The 16,162-nt window shown below is 57.6% G+C and carries 8 protein-coding genes and 1 pseudogene; 5 read left to right on the forward strand and 4 right to left on the reverse strand.

All coding sequences use genetic code 11. The features are described 5' to 3' along the window. Positions 1 to 37: 37 nt before the first annotated feature. The 5 genes and pseudogenes from BH682_RS19575 to BH682_RS37205 all read left to right on the forward strand — a co-directional run. On the forward strand, positions 38 to 1,177 hold the full coding sequence (locus tag BH682_RS19575) for a DNA cytosine methyltransferase (protein ID WP_083954695.1): 1,140 nt from the start codon (positions 38 to 40) through the stop codon (positions 1,175 to 1,177). A gap of 77 nt (positions 1,178 to 1,254) precedes the next feature. Next, a complete protein-coding gene (locus BH682_RS19580; RefSeq protein WP_075833834.1) occupies positions 1,255 to 2,208 on the forward strand; it encodes a GTP pyrophosphokinase in 954 nt (317 codons plus the stop codon). Positions 2,209 to 2,242: 34 nt separating this feature from the next. Beyond that, positions 2,243 to 3,421, forward strand: coding sequence for a DUF6361 family protein (locus tag BH682_RS19585; protein ID WP_083954696.1), 1,179 nt, complete (start codon positions 2,243 to 2,245; stop codon positions 3,419 to 3,421). After that, positions 3,408 to 5,174, forward strand: coding sequence for a phospholipase D family protein (locus tag BH682_RS19590; protein ID WP_075833836.1), 1,767 nt, complete (start codon positions 3,408 to 3,410; stop codon positions 5,172 to 5,174). Before BH682_RS19585 ends, BH682_RS19590 begins: the two co-directional genes overlap by 14 nt. Next, a pseudogene (locus tag BH682_RS37205) lies at positions 5,171 to 5,452 on the forward strand (DEAD/DEAH box helicase family protein); the annotation flags it as partial. The gene BH682_RS19590 and the pseudogene BH682_RS37205, both read left to right, overlap by 4 nt. Positions 5,453 to 7,430: 1,978 nt before the next feature. Here the strand turns inward: BH682_RS37205 and BH682_RS19595 are convergent. The 4 genes from BH682_RS19595 to BH682_RS19610 form a co-directional block, all read right to left on the reverse strand. Then, the gene (locus tag BH682_RS19595; protein ID WP_075833837.1) at positions 7,431 to 9,344 is read right to left on the reverse strand and encodes a TerD family protein; all 1,914 of its coding nucleotides are present in this window, start codon (positions 9,342 to 9,344) and stop codon (positions 7,431 to 7,433) included. 427 nt (positions 9,345 to 9,771) lie between these two features. Beyond that, positions 9,772 to 10,779: a hypothetical protein gene (locus BH682_RS19600; protein ID WP_143542570.1), complete on the reverse strand. Its 1,008-nt coding sequence runs from the start codon at positions 10,777 to 10,779 to the stop codon at positions 9,772 to 9,774. Positions 10,780 to 10,886: 107 nt separating this feature from the next. After that, positions 10,887 to 12,752 carry a DUF1998 domain-containing protein gene (gene drmB / locus BH682_RS36760; RefSeq protein WP_223304607.1) on the reverse strand — a complete coding sequence of 622 codons (1,866 nt, stop codon included), beginning with the start codon at positions 12,750 to 12,752 and terminating at the stop codon, positions 10,887 to 10,889. 8 nt (positions 12,753 to 12,760) lie between these two features. After that, positions 12,761 to 16,039, reverse strand: coding sequence for a helicase-related protein (locus BH682_RS19610; protein WP_075833843.1), 3,279 nt, complete (start codon positions 16,037 to 16,039; stop codon positions 12,761 to 12,763). Positions 16,040 to 16,162 lie beyond the last annotated feature (123 nt).

The raw sequence follows: 16,162 nt of genomic DNA on the forward strand, positions 1-16,162 counted from the left end.
TCTCATCACCTTGCTCGGCCAATTCTCCCGAGCCCCGATGAACAGACAACCGACGCCTAGCCATGCCGTCGCAGTCGGCGCTACCAGGTACCCTTCACGTGTGCGCGCGAACGAATCGACGATCCAGGTACTCGACCTCTTCGCAGGCGCCGGCGGGCTGACGCAGGGCCTCCACGAATCCAGTGCGAGATACCGAGTCGCAGGGGCAGTCGAAATGGATCGAGCCGCTGCTGAAACGTACAAACAGGTCTTCGGTGAAGTCATGCATCAAGGCCGGATCGAGGATTGGCTCCAAACCCACACGGTCCCCGACGTCGATCTTGTTGTCGGCGGACCACCCTGCCAGGGTTTCTCTGCACTTGGTCGTCAGGATGCTGACGACGCCAGAAACCAGATGTGGCGTCACTATGCAAAAACGGTGGCCCTCGCCGGCCCGAAGTACTTCGTACTGGAGAATGTCCCACAGTTCCTGAAGTCGCCAGAGTTCCAAATCTTCTACAAAACTACTCAGGCCGGTGGCGAACTCGCTGACTACGTATTAACGCCTCATACACTGAACTCGGCAGATTACGGCGCACCGCAAGCGCGTAAACGCGTCGTGGTCATTGGGCGGCATCGCGACATGGAAGATCCTGGCGAACCCAAAAAAACACATGCCGACGCGCACCTCACCGTGGGCGAGGCTCTCCGTGGGATCAAAGCCCATGTAACCGAACAACTCCTGCCAGAAGGTCGCTTCATAGAATTGGAAGACGGCAAGATGCTGCCCGGTGAGTTCAAAACAACCGAACTGCATCTAACTCGAAACTTCGAGCAGCTCTCGCTGGATCGATTCGCAAGCATCCCGATCGGCGGAAACAGATTCGATCTGCCCGACGAGCTGAAGGCGCCGTGCTGGCGAAGGCACACAACTGGTTCCGGCGACGTCATGGGACGGCTCCACTCGGACCGACCGTCGGTGACCATACGCACCGAATTCTTCAAGCCAGAAAAGGGTCGCTACCTCCATCCCACAGAGAACCGAGCAATCACCCACTTCGAAGCAGCTCGATTGCAGGGATTTCCAGACGATTACAAGTGGGTAGGCTCGAAAACCGCGATCGCGAAGCAGATCGGAAATGCAGTGCCCATCAAGCTCGCATCAGCAATCGGAACACTTCTCTCTCGGCATTTATAACTGTGCGACGGATAAGGTGTCGGTGAACGGGATTCGGCGACGCCAGTCTCGATACTGATCTTGGGGGAGGTGCTTCAATGGAGCAAGACAACATTCAGAAGCTCGTCGACGAGCTCTACCGGGGCCGCTCGCGAGCGTGGGACGCAGCGCTGGTAACCACTCAGACGTTTCTGGAAACACTGGCAGACGAGCTGTTGGACAACGTCGACCGTGACCGAATGAACGCCAAGAACGCGCGTATCAAGTCGCCCGAACGCGCCGCAGACAAAGTTCGTCGCAAGATCGCCGAAGCAAAGATTGCGGTGCCAACGACACCGGAAGCGGTGATTGACGCCCTCGGCGATCTGGTCGGCATCAAGGTATTGTGCAAAAGTCCCAGAGACCAGCTTGCGTTCAGTCAAGCACTCGAGACGTCCTGCCGTTCGTCTCAATGCTCGATGCGTTTTGCAGAAGAACCAATCGACTACGTCTCCAGCCCCAAGGACAGCGGATACCGCGCGTACCACGCCGTTCTCCTCGTTCGGGTCCCAACCCATCAAGGCGATCTCGATGTAAAGGTCGAAGTTCAGATCAAGACCAGACTCCAAGACGCATGGGGTGAGTTGACGCACGAAGACATGTACAAGCCTGGAGAGGCGCTGAAGCCAAACGAGTTTCACAATAACTACGCCAAACAAATGGCGGGATTGCTGGCGCAAGTTGACGAAATGGCTGACAGTCTCGCTGAAGAGCTTGATCAGCAGACTTCTCCATTGGCACCGTCTGAACGTGGGCCGGCCCCTGTCTCAAATGGGAATAGTGAGCGCCCCGCAACCATATCTGCGCGGGTCACGAAGACCGGGCCCAAATATGCCCTTGCTGTCGGTCCCGATGGGCGTCGTGGATTGATTCCTGCTCGCTCTGTTCGTGAAGCCGTCCGTGAGACAAAACGGATCGATGTTGATGCGTATCTCAGCATTGGCGATGAAGTGTCCGTCAATGTCGAAGAAACCGACGACGCTCTGTATTACCACCCGATCAAAATCGGGTGATTCGCTCGTCCCGATTTGATCTTGGAGTGCTCACTTGTCGCTGATCGCCTGGCTCGACACGTCCGCTGAGGAAGAACGACGAATGCGCGAACTCGTTGCGCTCTTCAGCGAACCCGGAACCCTCGACAATCTCGGTATCGGTCAGATCCGAGACGGACTCGCAGACCGCCTGTTCCCCGGGATCTCCACCGTCCAGACGCGGGCCCGCTATCTGGTCCTGATTCCGTGGACATTCCAACGAGCAGCGCTGCGCAAATCAGGTGCAGCGCTGGTCAAAGCTGCAGACCGAGAACAACGCGAGGTACTGCTCGCACTCCGCGAGGCCGGCCACACTCAGGGGCTGATCGGACGGGTCGCCGGCGCAGCGGTGCGGGTACTCCCCTCCGCGATCTACTGGAATGCACTGCAGACCTACAGGATCCTTCGCCACGACACCCGCCCACAGCACCTGCCACAGTCGCGCAAGGGGGAGGCAAATGACGACGAGATGCACGACACCTCACCGTGGTCGACGCTCCCTCTGCCTGAGTCATTCCCCGCGGATGTGACAGACCAGGGGTTTGATCTCTCTGTGGCGGAGGCTAATTGGCTTCGCGAGCGGATGGTCGTGACCTGCGACGGTTCCTTGCTCGCGCATCTACTGAGTCAACCGACGATGCCTGACCTCAACGTCGATTACCTCTGGGATCTCGATCTGGATGCAGCACCGCAGGAGCTTCACGGCCTGGTCGAAGACACCGAGCTGTTCTCGCTTGCCCTGCACGGCGCGTCGCTACTCTACAACTTGATGGTGGGCGAAGCGTACGAGCGCCACGAGCTGACAAGCGTGGAGGCACCCGCGCAGCGGTACCGTGACGAACTCGAGCAGTGGAGCGAGCGGTACTGGAATCATCCACTTGCCCCGACCTGGGACCGGTCGCGGTTGTGGAGCCGGTTCCCAGCACTGCCATCGCGAACGCGGCAATTTGCCGAAACCTGGATCGACGGCATCAATGACCTTGGAGCGGGCGCGCCGGCAGATTCCGTCGAACTGCGAAAACTCATCGGCGATCGTGAGTTTCAGAACAAGGGCGCGCAGTCGCGTCTGACTAACGAGAAACAACTGCGACTCTGGCAAGGCGCGTCCGGCGCCAGTCGACTCCAATTCCGTTGGCCACAAGCATCACAAATACTGAGCGACATCTCCGAAGGACTGAACAATGCTGGCGCCTGACGAACGAGCCACACTGGTGGATCAACTGCGGCCACCGGCAGGCTCTCGGCTCGACCACCTGGTGGGAACTACATTCACCCTCGACCTACAGGCCGCGTTGGTACCTGCACTCGCCTTTGCGTCACCGTCCCATGCGACGGATCCTCTGGCAATGCTGGCGTCTATCCGTATCTGTGCCAACGCCATCGACATATTCCATCAAGCCGGACACATTCGAGTTCCGGAACGGACGAATGCACTCATGGCCTTCCTCGAGCCCGCAGTACATGCCGTCCGCAGTCGCCCAGGCACTCTCTTTCACCCGAAAATTTGGTTGGCGAAGTACGTCGACGACGAGGACGTTGTCAGTTTCCGACTCCTCGTTCAGAGCCGAAACCTGACGCGGGACAATTCCTGGGACATGGTTGTTGCACTCGACGGCGTCATGGGTAGCACACGAAACAAGACCAACAAGCCTCTGAGGGCATTGCTTCAATATCTAGCCGACGATGCCACCGCCTCCCCGTTGGAGCCGACTCGACGCCGACGTATGCAGACACTGGCCGACGACATCCGGTATGCCGAATGGACTGCACCCGAGGGACTCTCAGATATCGAATTTCACGTGTTCGGTGTACAAGGCCATAGACCAGCGCCAAACTTCGAAGGCACCCGACACCTCGCGATTTCACCATTTCTGGGCGATGACGGATTCGACACTCTGATTCCGGGCGATCGTGTAATCGCGGATGTCGTTAGTCGCGCAGAATCTCTGGAACAGCTCCGCACGGAAACCTTGAAGTGGTTCAGCGCGTCCTACGTACTGAACTCTGATGCTGGAATCCCTGACCCTGAATCAGACTCGGCGAATGTACTGGGTGGATTGCACGCCAAGGCGTACATCGTTGAATACAACCACTGGGCAAGACTTTTCATAGGTTCAGCCAATGCCACCGCTGCGGCGTTCAACAGGAATGTCGAGATTCTGGTTGAAATGGTCGGCGCCAAGAAGAAGTTCGGAATCGACGCCATGCTCGGCAACAGCGGACTCGGATCAATCATCAGCCCATACGAAGCCACAGGCGGCGCGGAACCGGATGAAACCGATGTCATCCGCCGCGAACTCGACAAGGCCTTGCAGGCGATTGCATCAACGCCGTTCACCGCGACTGTCCAACCAGCCGGAGAATTCTTCGACCTACTGATCGAAACTGATGTTCCCATACAACTTCCCGATGGTTACAGCGCCACGATCGAACTCACCACGCGCCCTGGATTTGCCGTAGCTATGACGTCCGACGACCCTGTCGACTTCATCAGTCCCGGGCTGAAACTGGTCGATATAATGCCGTTCCTCGCAGTTCGTGTCACCGAGCCTGGCGGATCGACTGGCAGCACAGTAGTCGTTGCCAACCTGATCAACGACCCCGATGAGCGCCTCGACGAGATCCTTGCTTCGCAGCTGAACAAGCCCGAGGATGTTCTGCGCTTTATCGCGCTAATGCTGTCCATCTCCAACGGCGGGGACAGTGCAGGCGGAGCGTTCGACCAGATGATCCGCGACCACGGATCCCAATCCGGACCACTCCCCGGCATTCTCGAGTCACTTCTACTCGCCCTTGCGACGGCGCCGACGGTCCTGACAGATATGGACGGCTTCATTCGCCGCCTCCATCGTGACGACGCACGTCGCGACCTGTTGCCGCCGGGATTCTCCGAGCTCTGGACGGATATTCACTCTGCTGCAACCGTTCTGGATCGGAGAAACGCATGAACCAGGAATTTCGCGCCGATACAGTTCTTGCCGGACTACGCGACTTTCAGCGGGACACCGTTGACCATGTATTCGAGCAGTTCTACAAACCGGATCCCAGTCGCCACTTCCTCGTCGCAGACGAAACCGGGCTAGGCAAGTCGATGGTGGCGCGCGGAATCATTGCGCGCACAATCGAACACCTACAAGAGGATCCATTACACACCGAGATCAACATTGTCTACATCTGCTCCAACATCGACCTCGCACGCCAGAATCTTGAACGTCTCAACGTCACCGGCAACAAAGACATCACCCATACCAGCCGGTTGACGCTGCTTGCTACCCATAACCGCAGATTGGACTCCGCGGAAGACAACCTGCGTGTACCCGTCAATCTTGTTTCACTGACTCCGGATACATCATTCAAGACGGGACAAAGGTCCGGCCGTTCCGATGAGAGGCAACTGCTGTTTCTGTTGCTCGATCGCGAGTTCCAGTTCACCCAGCCTCAACGCGTGGCTGCGCTGAAGATCCTGCAGGGTTCCGTCGCTTCCTTCGATACCTTCGAAAGGGACGTCGCAGTTTTCGAGGAGAAATTCGGCGATTCGATTGATCCGTCGATCTTTGAAGCGTTTGTTGCCACGATTAATGCCGGCGAACCGTCCATCGCCGACAGGTTGTTCGACCTGATGAAAAAGCCGATCAACGATCCCGGTCGAAACTCCGCCATCACGACCCTCATTGCAGATTTGCGGTACGAACTTGCTCATGCCAGCGTGAATTCACTGGCGCCCGATCTTGTGATCATGGACGAGTTTCAGCGGTTCACAGAGTTGATGGACGAGACGACATCCGCCGGCGAACTTGCGCGCCATCTGTTCGGTCACCACGGGACACGGGTACTTCTTCTGTCTGCAACGCCATACAAGCCTTATACCGAGGCTGACGATTCCGGTGCCGATCACTACTCCGATTTCACCAAGACGATTGATTTCCTCGCTGATGGTTCGAAGCTGGTGAAATCCGGTGACGTCATGGCGCTGCTAGAGCAGTTTCGCAATGCCGTTATCGAGGATCGCGAAGCCACGCAAACGATGTCAGACCTACGAAACCTCCTCTTGTCCTTGATGTGTCGCGTGGAACGCCCGGCCAATTCAGACAACACAATGGTTCGGGAACGCAGGTCCACGATCTCTGGAATCGAACCTCGAGAATTACTTGGGTACGCGGCCCTGCGCCGCCTCGCCAGGGAACTCGACGCCCAGTTCAGCGTGGACTACTGGAAGTCCGTTCCCTACTTCGTCAACTTCATGAGCAACTATCAGTTCGGTCGGAAGTACGCTGCAACCGTCGGCAGTAGCGAGTCGCGTTTACTCGACATCAGCAGAGTCGACGCCGCTGCTGTCAGACAGTTCGCTGAGATCGAAGCGGGCAACGCTCGGACTCGAGATTTCCGCGACGATACCGTCGATACGGGCTGGGAAAAACTGCTGTGGATCCCGCCCAGTCTTCCGTACCTGACCCCCGGAGGTCCGTTTGCTGATCCCAATCTGGCACAGACAACGAAGCGACTGGTGTTCTCCAGCTGGTCGTCAACTCCTCCCGCCGTCGCATCAATTCTGAGCTATCACGCGGAACATCGCTTGATGCAAGGACATTCCTCGATAGTTCCCAATGATCCGGATAGTCTCCGAGCCATCGGTTCACCGCTCGAATACCGCGGATCCAATCCGCAGATGACCACGCTTGCCCTCTTCTGGCCGATGCCACATCTCGCAACAATGTCGGATCCACTCGCCCTTGCTCGAGACCACGTCGACCCGGTTGATACCGCGTCATTCGAAGCCACCGTGGCGGAGCGACTTCAGTCGACTATTCCGCGTGGTCGCGAAACTTCGACTGCGACCGGGGCACAACACTTCTATTGGTCGTGGCCGATGCATATCGATCGAGAGCAATTCGACGTGTTCGATTTCAGCTCGGACGATCAAGGATGGCTCCGCAATGTCTTACAGTCGCACCATGACTCAGATGCCGAGGCGACTGACGAGGCAACTAGTCTCGATCCATTCCTGACCCTCGCCGAGAGCACCACAACGCTGACCGACGGTCGGATACCGCCCGACCTCGTCGAGGTAACTGCCAAACTGGCGGCGCACTCTCCAGCGAATTGCGCATGGCGATCGCTGAAACGATTGCGGATTGCCCCGAGCGTTGCAGAAGGCGACATCTGGGGAGCTGCTGCCACTATCGCGTCAGGACTCCGATCAACGTTCAATCGTTGGCAGTCCGCAGTGCTTCTGCGGCAGCTCTATCCGGACTTACCCCCTGACCTACCGCCCGAAGCCGCCAAACATTTCCGCGGCGGTAGATCTCGGCGAGAACCATGGTCCGCTCGACCGTTCCGAGATCGAGTACAAATGTGGCAAATGTTCCGTCGGAACCATCAATGCTGACCGAGACTGCTCCTAAGTCGCCGAATGTCTTGTCACCGTCGACTGCTGCTGCGATGACAACACGTTGACATTCCGCAGGCAAAGCATCGAGATCTGCACGGACACTCTGCTCACTGTCACCGTCGACGGAGAGCTCGACTGCGCCGTCCTCGTCCACGGTGTTGTTGTAGAAAACGAAATCCTGATCCGAATCGACCTTGTTTGTTCCATCCAGGAGAAAGGCAACCACATCGACGTCGAATTCGTCGCCAAGATTCTCTGCCCGCCACGCAACATTGATCGACCACGACGACTGGGCGGCAGGAAGATCGACGACCTCGCCGCGCATCAAAATCGGTGCAGACAAGCGCGATTCGAGCCTCATGTGGGCGGGAACTACACCCGAGACCAACGCCTCGTTGACGTCGGATTCCGTGATCTTAGGAAGCCCTCGATCTGTGACCCTCGCCATCCGCTTGTCAGATTCACCGCCTTCCAACACCAAAACCTCGGTGACCGCGGTTGTGAAGTTGAGAGACGGACGAGCACCGAGCTGCAGGATGCGCGACCGCATGATCACGCCGTCGAGATGAGTACCGCCGAGAATCAGAACGCGACGCCCCTGCCACGCCTTCGCCTTGCGATTCGCGAGCGGGGATGCAGTCGCGATCGATGATGGCCGTACCGCGGGGGTCGATTCGTCGAGACGAGGTTGCGCAGATAGGACAATCTCCGGCACCAGGCCCACCTCGTGCTCGACCTCGACGACCTCCGGCGCTGTCATCGTGTCAGGCACGGGATCAACAGTGCTCACTCCCACTGCAGCGCCCTCAATCTTGATCTCACCCGGCACTGCACGTGCCAACAAGTGCTCCAACTGCCGCTCCGAGATCACGGGAATTCCATCCGACTCGGCCTTGCGTACTTTCGAGCTTTGAGATGCAGTGTTGTCACACACCAGAACACTCGTCTGTCGACTCACGGTGTTGGTGAACTCGAATCCCGCGTCCGTGAGCCGGGCAGCCAGCGTAGCCCGGGGTGCAGAGGTCGGACCGCTGATCGCTATCTTCATTCCTTGGACCAAGCCGTGAGTCAAATCGAGGCGTCCGGGGTTGGTGAATGACGACGGAACTCGCTTGATCTCGCGAGAGTGGACCGTGGCCCGGCGGTCCTTACACCCCACCACTGGAAGCGGAAGTTGCAGCGTTTCCGCGAGAGATGCGCTCCTGCCGAAGACCTCGACGAGTACCCGCGCATCGTCGTAGGCGTCGTGCGCATTGACCTGTTCTATCTTCCAATACTCGGCCAGTGTTGCGAGCCTGTGATTGGGTACGTCGAGCTCCAGGCGTCGCGAGAGCGCCAAAGTACACAGCCGCTTCTCGATCGGGGTGCCAAAACCTGCGCGTTGAAACTCTGCGTCGAGGAAGCCGTAGTCGAACGACGCGTTGTGCGCCACCATGGTCCGGCTTGAGAGCAAGTCGGCGAATTCCTCAGCAATGTCTTCGAAACGCGGCGCACCAGCCAAGCGATCGGGAGTGAGGTTGTGAACGTGGACGGGCCCCGGATCGCATCCTGGATTGAGCAGAGTCGAGAACTGACGCTCTACGGAACCATCCTCACGCAGTACTAATGCGGCGATACTGAGCACACGATGCGATGCCGACCGCATCCCCGACGTCTCGACGTCGAGAACAACCCAGCGGTGGTCCGCAGGCAGACGAAGCGTCTCGGCGTGGCTCAACGCACTAGTCATTCGGTACCTCCCATAACGCCCATCAGCTGTTCGACTGCGGGCACCAATCTCACCTGGATATCATCGCGCATGGGGCCTACACGTCGGTTTTCGACCCGAGCAATTCGCCAAATTACTCATCGTCACGGCCCTTTGCCCGCTGCTTGTGCTAAGGAGAATCCGGATCCGTCGTCAACTATCCAATCGATCCATCCATTGCCTTCGACGTCGTCGCCGGCAATTACTGAATTAGCATCAATTGCCGCGGTGTTCGGATCTACAAATGTCCGTCCTCAAAACAAGATCCACACACCCGACCCCACCGCTATCAAGATCGATTGGGATTCATCGTTGCCGGTGTTGGCGACGGTTGAAAACTAGTCCTGAAACTACGGTCCAAATAAGGCGAGATCGAATAGCCCCGTCCAGTTGCTCTGGGTCGTACCATTCAGCTTCCCGTGCCGAGGACAGGCTTTGCTTGAATACTCACCCCGTCCAGTGATTTGAGCAGTTCGTCAGCACCTCCGACCGAAAACCATGTGAGGTGAACATCTCCACTCGAACTCGCCGAGGCCCTGTATATCGGGACTCGATAGGACGGGGAGGTGACATCATCGACCACCTCATCAAGCTCGGCCATGATGACGGTGTCAAATTCCACTCCACGCAAAAGGCTTTCTCTGAGCAAAGTCACTCCCGGTCCGGAGTCTCTTTGGGTCAGGCGAGCAGTTCGCGGAGGCCAAATCGGAGTGAACGACTTCTCATCGACGGCTTGGCGCAGATACGCGCTTAATGTACGGAACCGACCCTCTGTGCGGCAGGTCAGTGCTATGCGCTGACCGCGACGTTCCCGTGACAACTCGGCGACAAGTCGCGCGAGCGTCCGCTCGTCCCCGACCGCTCGTCCGGTAACCCGCCCTCTGTCGATGGAGCCCCCAGCGGCCAATGGAACTGCACGGTCAGGAACCAATGAGTGGAGCAACCGACGCGTCGAGCCATTCCAGCGATGGCTGGAGGTCAATGGTTTTTGTGTGTCCGGCCGATAGGCTTTCTCGATCACCCTGAGTGATGCCTGGGCCGCTGTTACTACGACACTGCGATCATGGAACACCGAGCATCGACTTGCGAACATCGCTGCGACAGTATGAAATTCGGGTTGCATATCGTGTGCATCATCAACAATGAGTGCCCACTGCCCAAGCCTGCTTGGCGAGCGAACACTTCTCTGCGCCACCGAGACCAGAGCTCGAACCCAGAGGTCCGAGGACTCGACCGATCTGTCGGCGCGGAGCCCCGGCACCATCAGGTCCAACAATTCCCATTGCGTCAGAATTCGGACCGAGTCCTTCTCATTGCCCATTCGTCGAACTAGACAGATCTTGCGAAGCAAATCAGGGACCACGATCAAGGGTGTGTCTCCCGCAGCTCGATGCAGGAGCGCCCGGTAGATCGCCATCGTGGTCTTTCCTGTCCCCGGGCCCCCAACCACCAGGTGGCACCCATCGAGCGAAGATTCGAGGACTGCGTCCTGTTCACCACTCAATTGACTGTAGGTCACCCGCATCAGGTATTCACCAGGCTCAGCGCTTCAGCCTCTGATTGGTCGACCAACTCGTCAAAGTAACCGACCTTCCGTCCTGCATCGACGACAAGTAATCGATCCAGGAGGTGATTTCCACACTCGCAACTCGTCTCCGACGCAAACGTGCATGCATGGCATGCGGCATGTCCGAGCCCATCGAAGCCAGTACCGCGCTGCTCAGAACACAACGGATCCGACGAACACCACGCGGCTTCATGGAGGGCCTCGAGCAATACGCGAAGCAGATTTGGTGACTCTCCCTGCCGGACAAGACCTCCGAGTGTGCCCTCCGAATCGCCCGCTGCCGTGTAAATCAACACTCCGCTCATCGCCGGCGAACCGTCTGGAGTTGACCGCGCGTAAAGCCTCTCACGCAAGGACGAGACGCCATATCCAGATTCGAACGCCAGTCGCCTGATCAGCAGATGCGCGAGCGTGTGAAGGAGCACGAAACGCGGAATGAGAACTGGACCAGTTGTACGCTCGAGGTATTGACGGAGGTGCGATTCCTGCATATTCGCGCTGAGCCCTCGCACCCTATCCTGGACCTCAGGCCGCCGCTCCCATGCCTCGAGCCGACCAGCATCCAGCGAAAGGAAGATACCTTCGCCAAAGACCTCACTTGCTGGAAGCCTGCTGAACGAGACTGCACCCTCAAATCCAGTCCTTCCATCCGCACGAATGAAGCCATCGGGCCGACCCGGCGCAATTCTGTGGAACCCCTCAAGGACACGGACCTCTCGCAGCTTGTCCACCAACACCACCGAGTCGAAATGATTTTCAGCTAGCGTCGAGATTGACTTACGAACATCGCTTGGCACTGCGAGGTTAACCCTACGAGATTTGAAGTCCTCCGTGTCCAATCCATCCGGAGCACACAGCGCCGACCATTCACCGAAAATTAGGCTGTGAGCGTCTGTCTTCGCTGTCGGACGATCGAACTCACCCTTCAACACTCCGACGACGAAGTCATGGGGTAGTTCCACGTCCGCAACAAGGCGGTCAGTCATTACGACCACAAGCCCGTCGTCGAGCGAAAGTCCACTCTCAAGAATTGCGACTACCGCCTTGTAATATGGAGACTTACGGATCACGTCGGCCGCGTCTGATTCGCCAATGTCGAAGTTGTCGTACGGAACTTCAATCGACGTCCACACAGTCGGATAATACAAGTTGCTCGCACCACGCTGGAGCGCACGCGGTACTTCATCGCACGGCTCCCGAGCGCCCCGATCCCATGGATTACTACCACGACAAGAGAAGCCCATGCTTCCTAGCGAGTTCGCGGCTGTGATGCCCGCAAGCGTGTTCACTGCGCCACAAGATTTGCACCTCACAGCGACTCCTTCGAGACCCGCAGAAGGTGCATCCGCAACAGCCTCGAAATAGAGTTCCGTCCTCGCTTCACATTTTCGATGCTCGCCGGTACCTCTAAAATGTGTGTACCACTGCCAGTCGACGTCATCGAGGTGTCCCGATGCACACGCTTGAACTATTCGCATCGGCACCAACTGGGGGTGGGTCTTGCAACGTGAGCATCGCGGCACCTTATCGCGCTCTTCCATGCCTTTGTGCCAGTGAACCATTCGTCTGCAGGTCTTGCAGAACAGCCAGCCAGGGAACCGGATATAAGGCACCCCACCGGATCCTGTGGAGTAAGGCCTGTCAGAATCGTCGGTATGTGCCGCTACCAAAGCCGAGCCACCGAGAAGCGCACGTAGCCGCTGCGAGTTAACCTCATCGAGTGACTTAGTCCAACTTGTTGTGTCTGCTGCGACGAATGACTCACCGTTGACATCGAGAATCGCGCCGACCCCATACGGTGTCACGGTCTGTGCCAGTCGCATATTGCGCTTCACTTTCGGCTCCTCTTGGGCGTTCCAATCACATAAACTTCACCCTGGCGATCGACGCTACGCATCGACCGCATCGTCGGCACACCATGGGTTCCTCTCCAGAAGTCACGTAGCAGACGAGACTCATCGTCAGTCGTCGAGCTGAAGTACAGGCCCCGCCCACCCAACTTCGCCTCAGCTGCCATTTCCATCCAAACGTCGAGGAATCCTTCCAATTCCTTACGCACAGCAGGCGACTCCCTACTGTCGACTCGGTGAGCAATAGCGACCAGGTGGTCGATCATCTCGCGAGCTTCAGTCCCGACGTTGCTAATCCGGCCTGCGTCGGAGCCTGAACGGAGCCCAATCTTATGCCTCATCAAAATCACGAACGCAGCATGTAGCGACCGAATTCGGGACGGCGCCGCATAGGGAGTGACACTCGATGGCTCGACAAATCGGTAAAGTGAACTGTGGTAGGCCTTGAATCCCTCGTAGTGGGATCGATCTCTCGGCCGCGTCGGGCGAAATAGCCCGACAACTAGGCCCGGGTCTCGGCGTCCAACACGGCTGGTCGCCTGAATGTACTCAGCAGTTCCCTTCGGTTGCCCGTTTACCAGCATCAGTCCGAGCCTAGATACGTCGACACCTACTGAAATCATGTTGGTCGACGCGAGCAGGTCAATGCATCCTGGTTCATTCCAGGTCTTCGACAGTCGTTCCAAGAGTGCCGGCTGCTCGCTTCGACTGATGTTCGAGGTTAACTCTTCAACCTCTACCCCGCGCGCCGCTGCGTCGTATGTTGTTTGCAGACGCGCGGGGATGTCGTCACCCGCCATGGTCACCGTGCGGCCGAGTTCACGAAGGGAACCGTGGTAGACCACCAGAGTCCAGAATAGGTCACGCTCAGTACCATTCAGCCCCAACGCAATCGGCGACTGCAACAATGCAGATGCGGTGTGAACGGTCGCCGAGTCGGATGTGTGCCCCTGCGCCATGATGCCAACATAGGTTCGACCCGGCGCGGTGAGGTCGGTTCGTGCAAAGAAGCTGTCACTCTCGTCCAGGCCAGGAGGAGGAAAGATCGCAGTTCGCCGTCCGTACAAACCGAGGACCTGCTCACTCGCGCGTCGAACTGTTGCTGTACTCGCGATGATCTTCGTTGGAAAGCCGTTCTTCTCGCACAACATATCGATCGCATGCTCGTACAAGCCTACTGTCGTGCCCAACGGTCCAGTCAACAAATGCAATTCGTCCTGAATGATCAAGCTTGGAGGCAGAAACTGTCCGGCGTTTCCGAAGAAACAACCGCCGCGGCCTTCCCACGCCAAGTCTGCGAACTTATCGACGGTTCCAAGAACAAACGAAGGAACGTGTCTATACAGTTCCTGATCCACAACGTGGACGGGTAGTCCTTTGTGAAAATCGCAATCTTGTCGTGGGCAGTTGAAAGCGAAGGCGGTCTCATTGGCGGCGATTCCGTAGTCCTCGTCGCGTTCACTGTGGGTTCGAGGAATGATCTCCGTCCCGCACCATGGACACCGTTCGAGAAGAAAAACATCTTCCGTCTCTCGGGCAAGACGAAGGTCTTTGAAAATCGCAGCGGCATCGGACAACTTGTTCGGCGTTGTCGAGTCCCCTACCCACAATCCAATGGAGAACTCTTGTTTGCCTAACCGCCCCCCGCTTCTACGCCGGAGCCATTCGCACGCCAAGACCATGCCGGCCGCACGCTGGAACTGCTGAGTCGTCAGCAAGCTGAGAGTGTACCGGCTCAGTACTGCGGTTCCCGCACCGCTTTCGCCATCCACCATCCGCCGGCGGATCATCTCGAATGCCCCAAGTAGCAGGTAAGCCTCTGTCTTTCCACCACCGGTGGGGAACCAGAGAAGGTCGACGGTCGCCCTGTCGTCGTCATCATCATCAACCAGCCCACCGACAACTGTAAGGAAAAACCCAATCTGGAATGGTCGCCAGCGTCTCAGCTCGCTATCCGGCGCCGTGAGATCAGCCGGTTCAGATAGTGAACGCCGCACACCAGCCATCTTCGAACCGCCATGAATGGCCTGCAACAACATTGCACGGTTCGCCAATACAAAAGATTGGAAAGCTGTCTCATCCGCGCCCTCGGTAAGCACATCGACGCCGCGGCGCATCCGGGCAAGCGTCGCAGCTATCCTGTCGACGATTCGAGAGGCGGCTGCTCCTGGTCTGCCTTCAATGCTATCGGCAGTCCGAGCCAGGTCATGTGACCATTCCTCATAGGAATCGACTAGGGCGTTGAGTGCAAGCCTGACGGCTTTGCGGTCCTGCTCCGCGTTGGCGAGATAAATCTGATCGACAGCTTGTTGTGCTACCTCACCCGCTGGTGAAACCGACGGAACTGTGTATTGCGGCAAAACATCTGCCCAGACATGATCTACTCTGTCAAACCCTTTGCCCCACATTGCCGAACAACCATGACCGACCGCAAAGGTTCGATGTCTGCGATATCGGAGTGCGAGCTCATCGGCCTCGTCATCGGCCACGACCGCACTTGCCGACGGATACTCAAGAAAGTGCCCATCCCCTGCCCGAACAGCCAGCCCACACTGAAACAGCTGTTGATCCCAAAGCATCTCCGGTTTGACACCCTGCGCTGCCTGATGGGCGTTTCGAAGCGTGATCGTCACGAGAGCACCCTCTGAAACTGCACGCCATTGAACGTCCACGACTGCGGCTCCATCGAATACCCGATGCGATCCCGAACTCGCGACACTCACGAGTTGTTGGCGTGCTGGCTGGCGAACCCATCGCCGCTTCTTCGAACCAGTCCCTCGACGCCCATCACCGTCGCTCACGTCAAGGTGAGCGAAAGTCGGGTTACCTTCGGCTTCACTCGTCCTCGATTGATTCGATATCTCCCAAGGCCCGCGCTGAGTCAGATAGTTCGCGGCTGTCACCTCAATATTGAGTTGCAAGGCTGATGTAAAGACAGTCAGACCCAGTGATGATGGTAGGTAGCTCGCCACAGGCGCGAGCTCAGAATCAGCATCCTCAACACTCTTGGCTGGATTTAGAGTTCGTTTGAAATCGCCCGAGCTATCAGGTTCGACATCATCAACGAGCCCGGGCGGTTGAACTGAAATATCACGCGTGATCGTCGACGGAAATAACGAACCCATAAGGTAGCGACGGTTCGGAGGCTCCCAGATCGTTTCCCCTTCGCCGGCTGCAGGGCCAACAAGTTCACGCCGTAGGTAATTAACGAGCTCTTCCCGAACTGACACAAGGTCAGGCTCGCACTCGGACACACTCATTCAGCCACACCTTCCGTCACCAGCATCAGTGCAGGCTACGTTGCCAACACTGTTCACCACGCTTAACACGCAGAGGTACCTTGCCAGAAATGTCTGACTGGAGTGACATCATCGTTACCAGAA

It is taken from the genome of Rhodococcus sp. YL-1, assembly GCF_001942025.1.
GTDB classification, from domain to species: domain Bacteria; phylum Actinomycetota; class Actinomycetes; order Mycobacteriales; family Mycobacteriaceae; genus Rhodococcus_F; species Rhodococcus_F qingshengii.

What these genes read in the sequence shown, in the direction of transcription:
- BH682_RS19575 (WP_083954695.1), top strand. Translation starts at nt 38, where the DNA reads ATGAACAGACAACCGACGCCTAGCCATGCCGTCGCAGTCGGCGCTACC.
- BH682_RS19580 (WP_075833834.1), top strand. Translation starts at nt 1,255, where the DNA reads ATGGAGCAAGACAACATTCAGAAGCTCGTCGACGAGCTCTACCGGGGC.
- BH682_RS19590 (WP_075833836.1), top strand. Translation starts at nt 3,408, where the DNA reads ATGCTGGCGCCTGACGAACGAGCCACACTGGTGGATCAACTGCGGCCA.
- BH682_RS19595 (WP_075833837.1), bottom strand. Translation starts at nt 9,344, where the DNA reads ATGACTAGTGCGTTGAGCCACGCCGAGACGCTTCGTCTGCCTGCGGAC.
- BH682_RS19600 (WP_143542570.1), bottom strand. Translation starts at nt 10,779, where the DNA reads ATGGCGATCTACCGGGCGCTCCTGCATCGAGCTGCGGGAGACACACCC.
- drmB (WP_223304607.1), bottom strand. Translation starts at nt 12,752, where the DNA reads ATGCGACTGGCACAGACCGTGACACCGTATGGGGTCGGCGCGATTCTC.
- BH682_RS19610 (WP_075833843.1), bottom strand. Translation starts at nt 16,039, where the DNA reads ATGAGTGTGTCCGAGTGCGAGCCTGACCTTGTGTCAGTTCGGGAAGAG.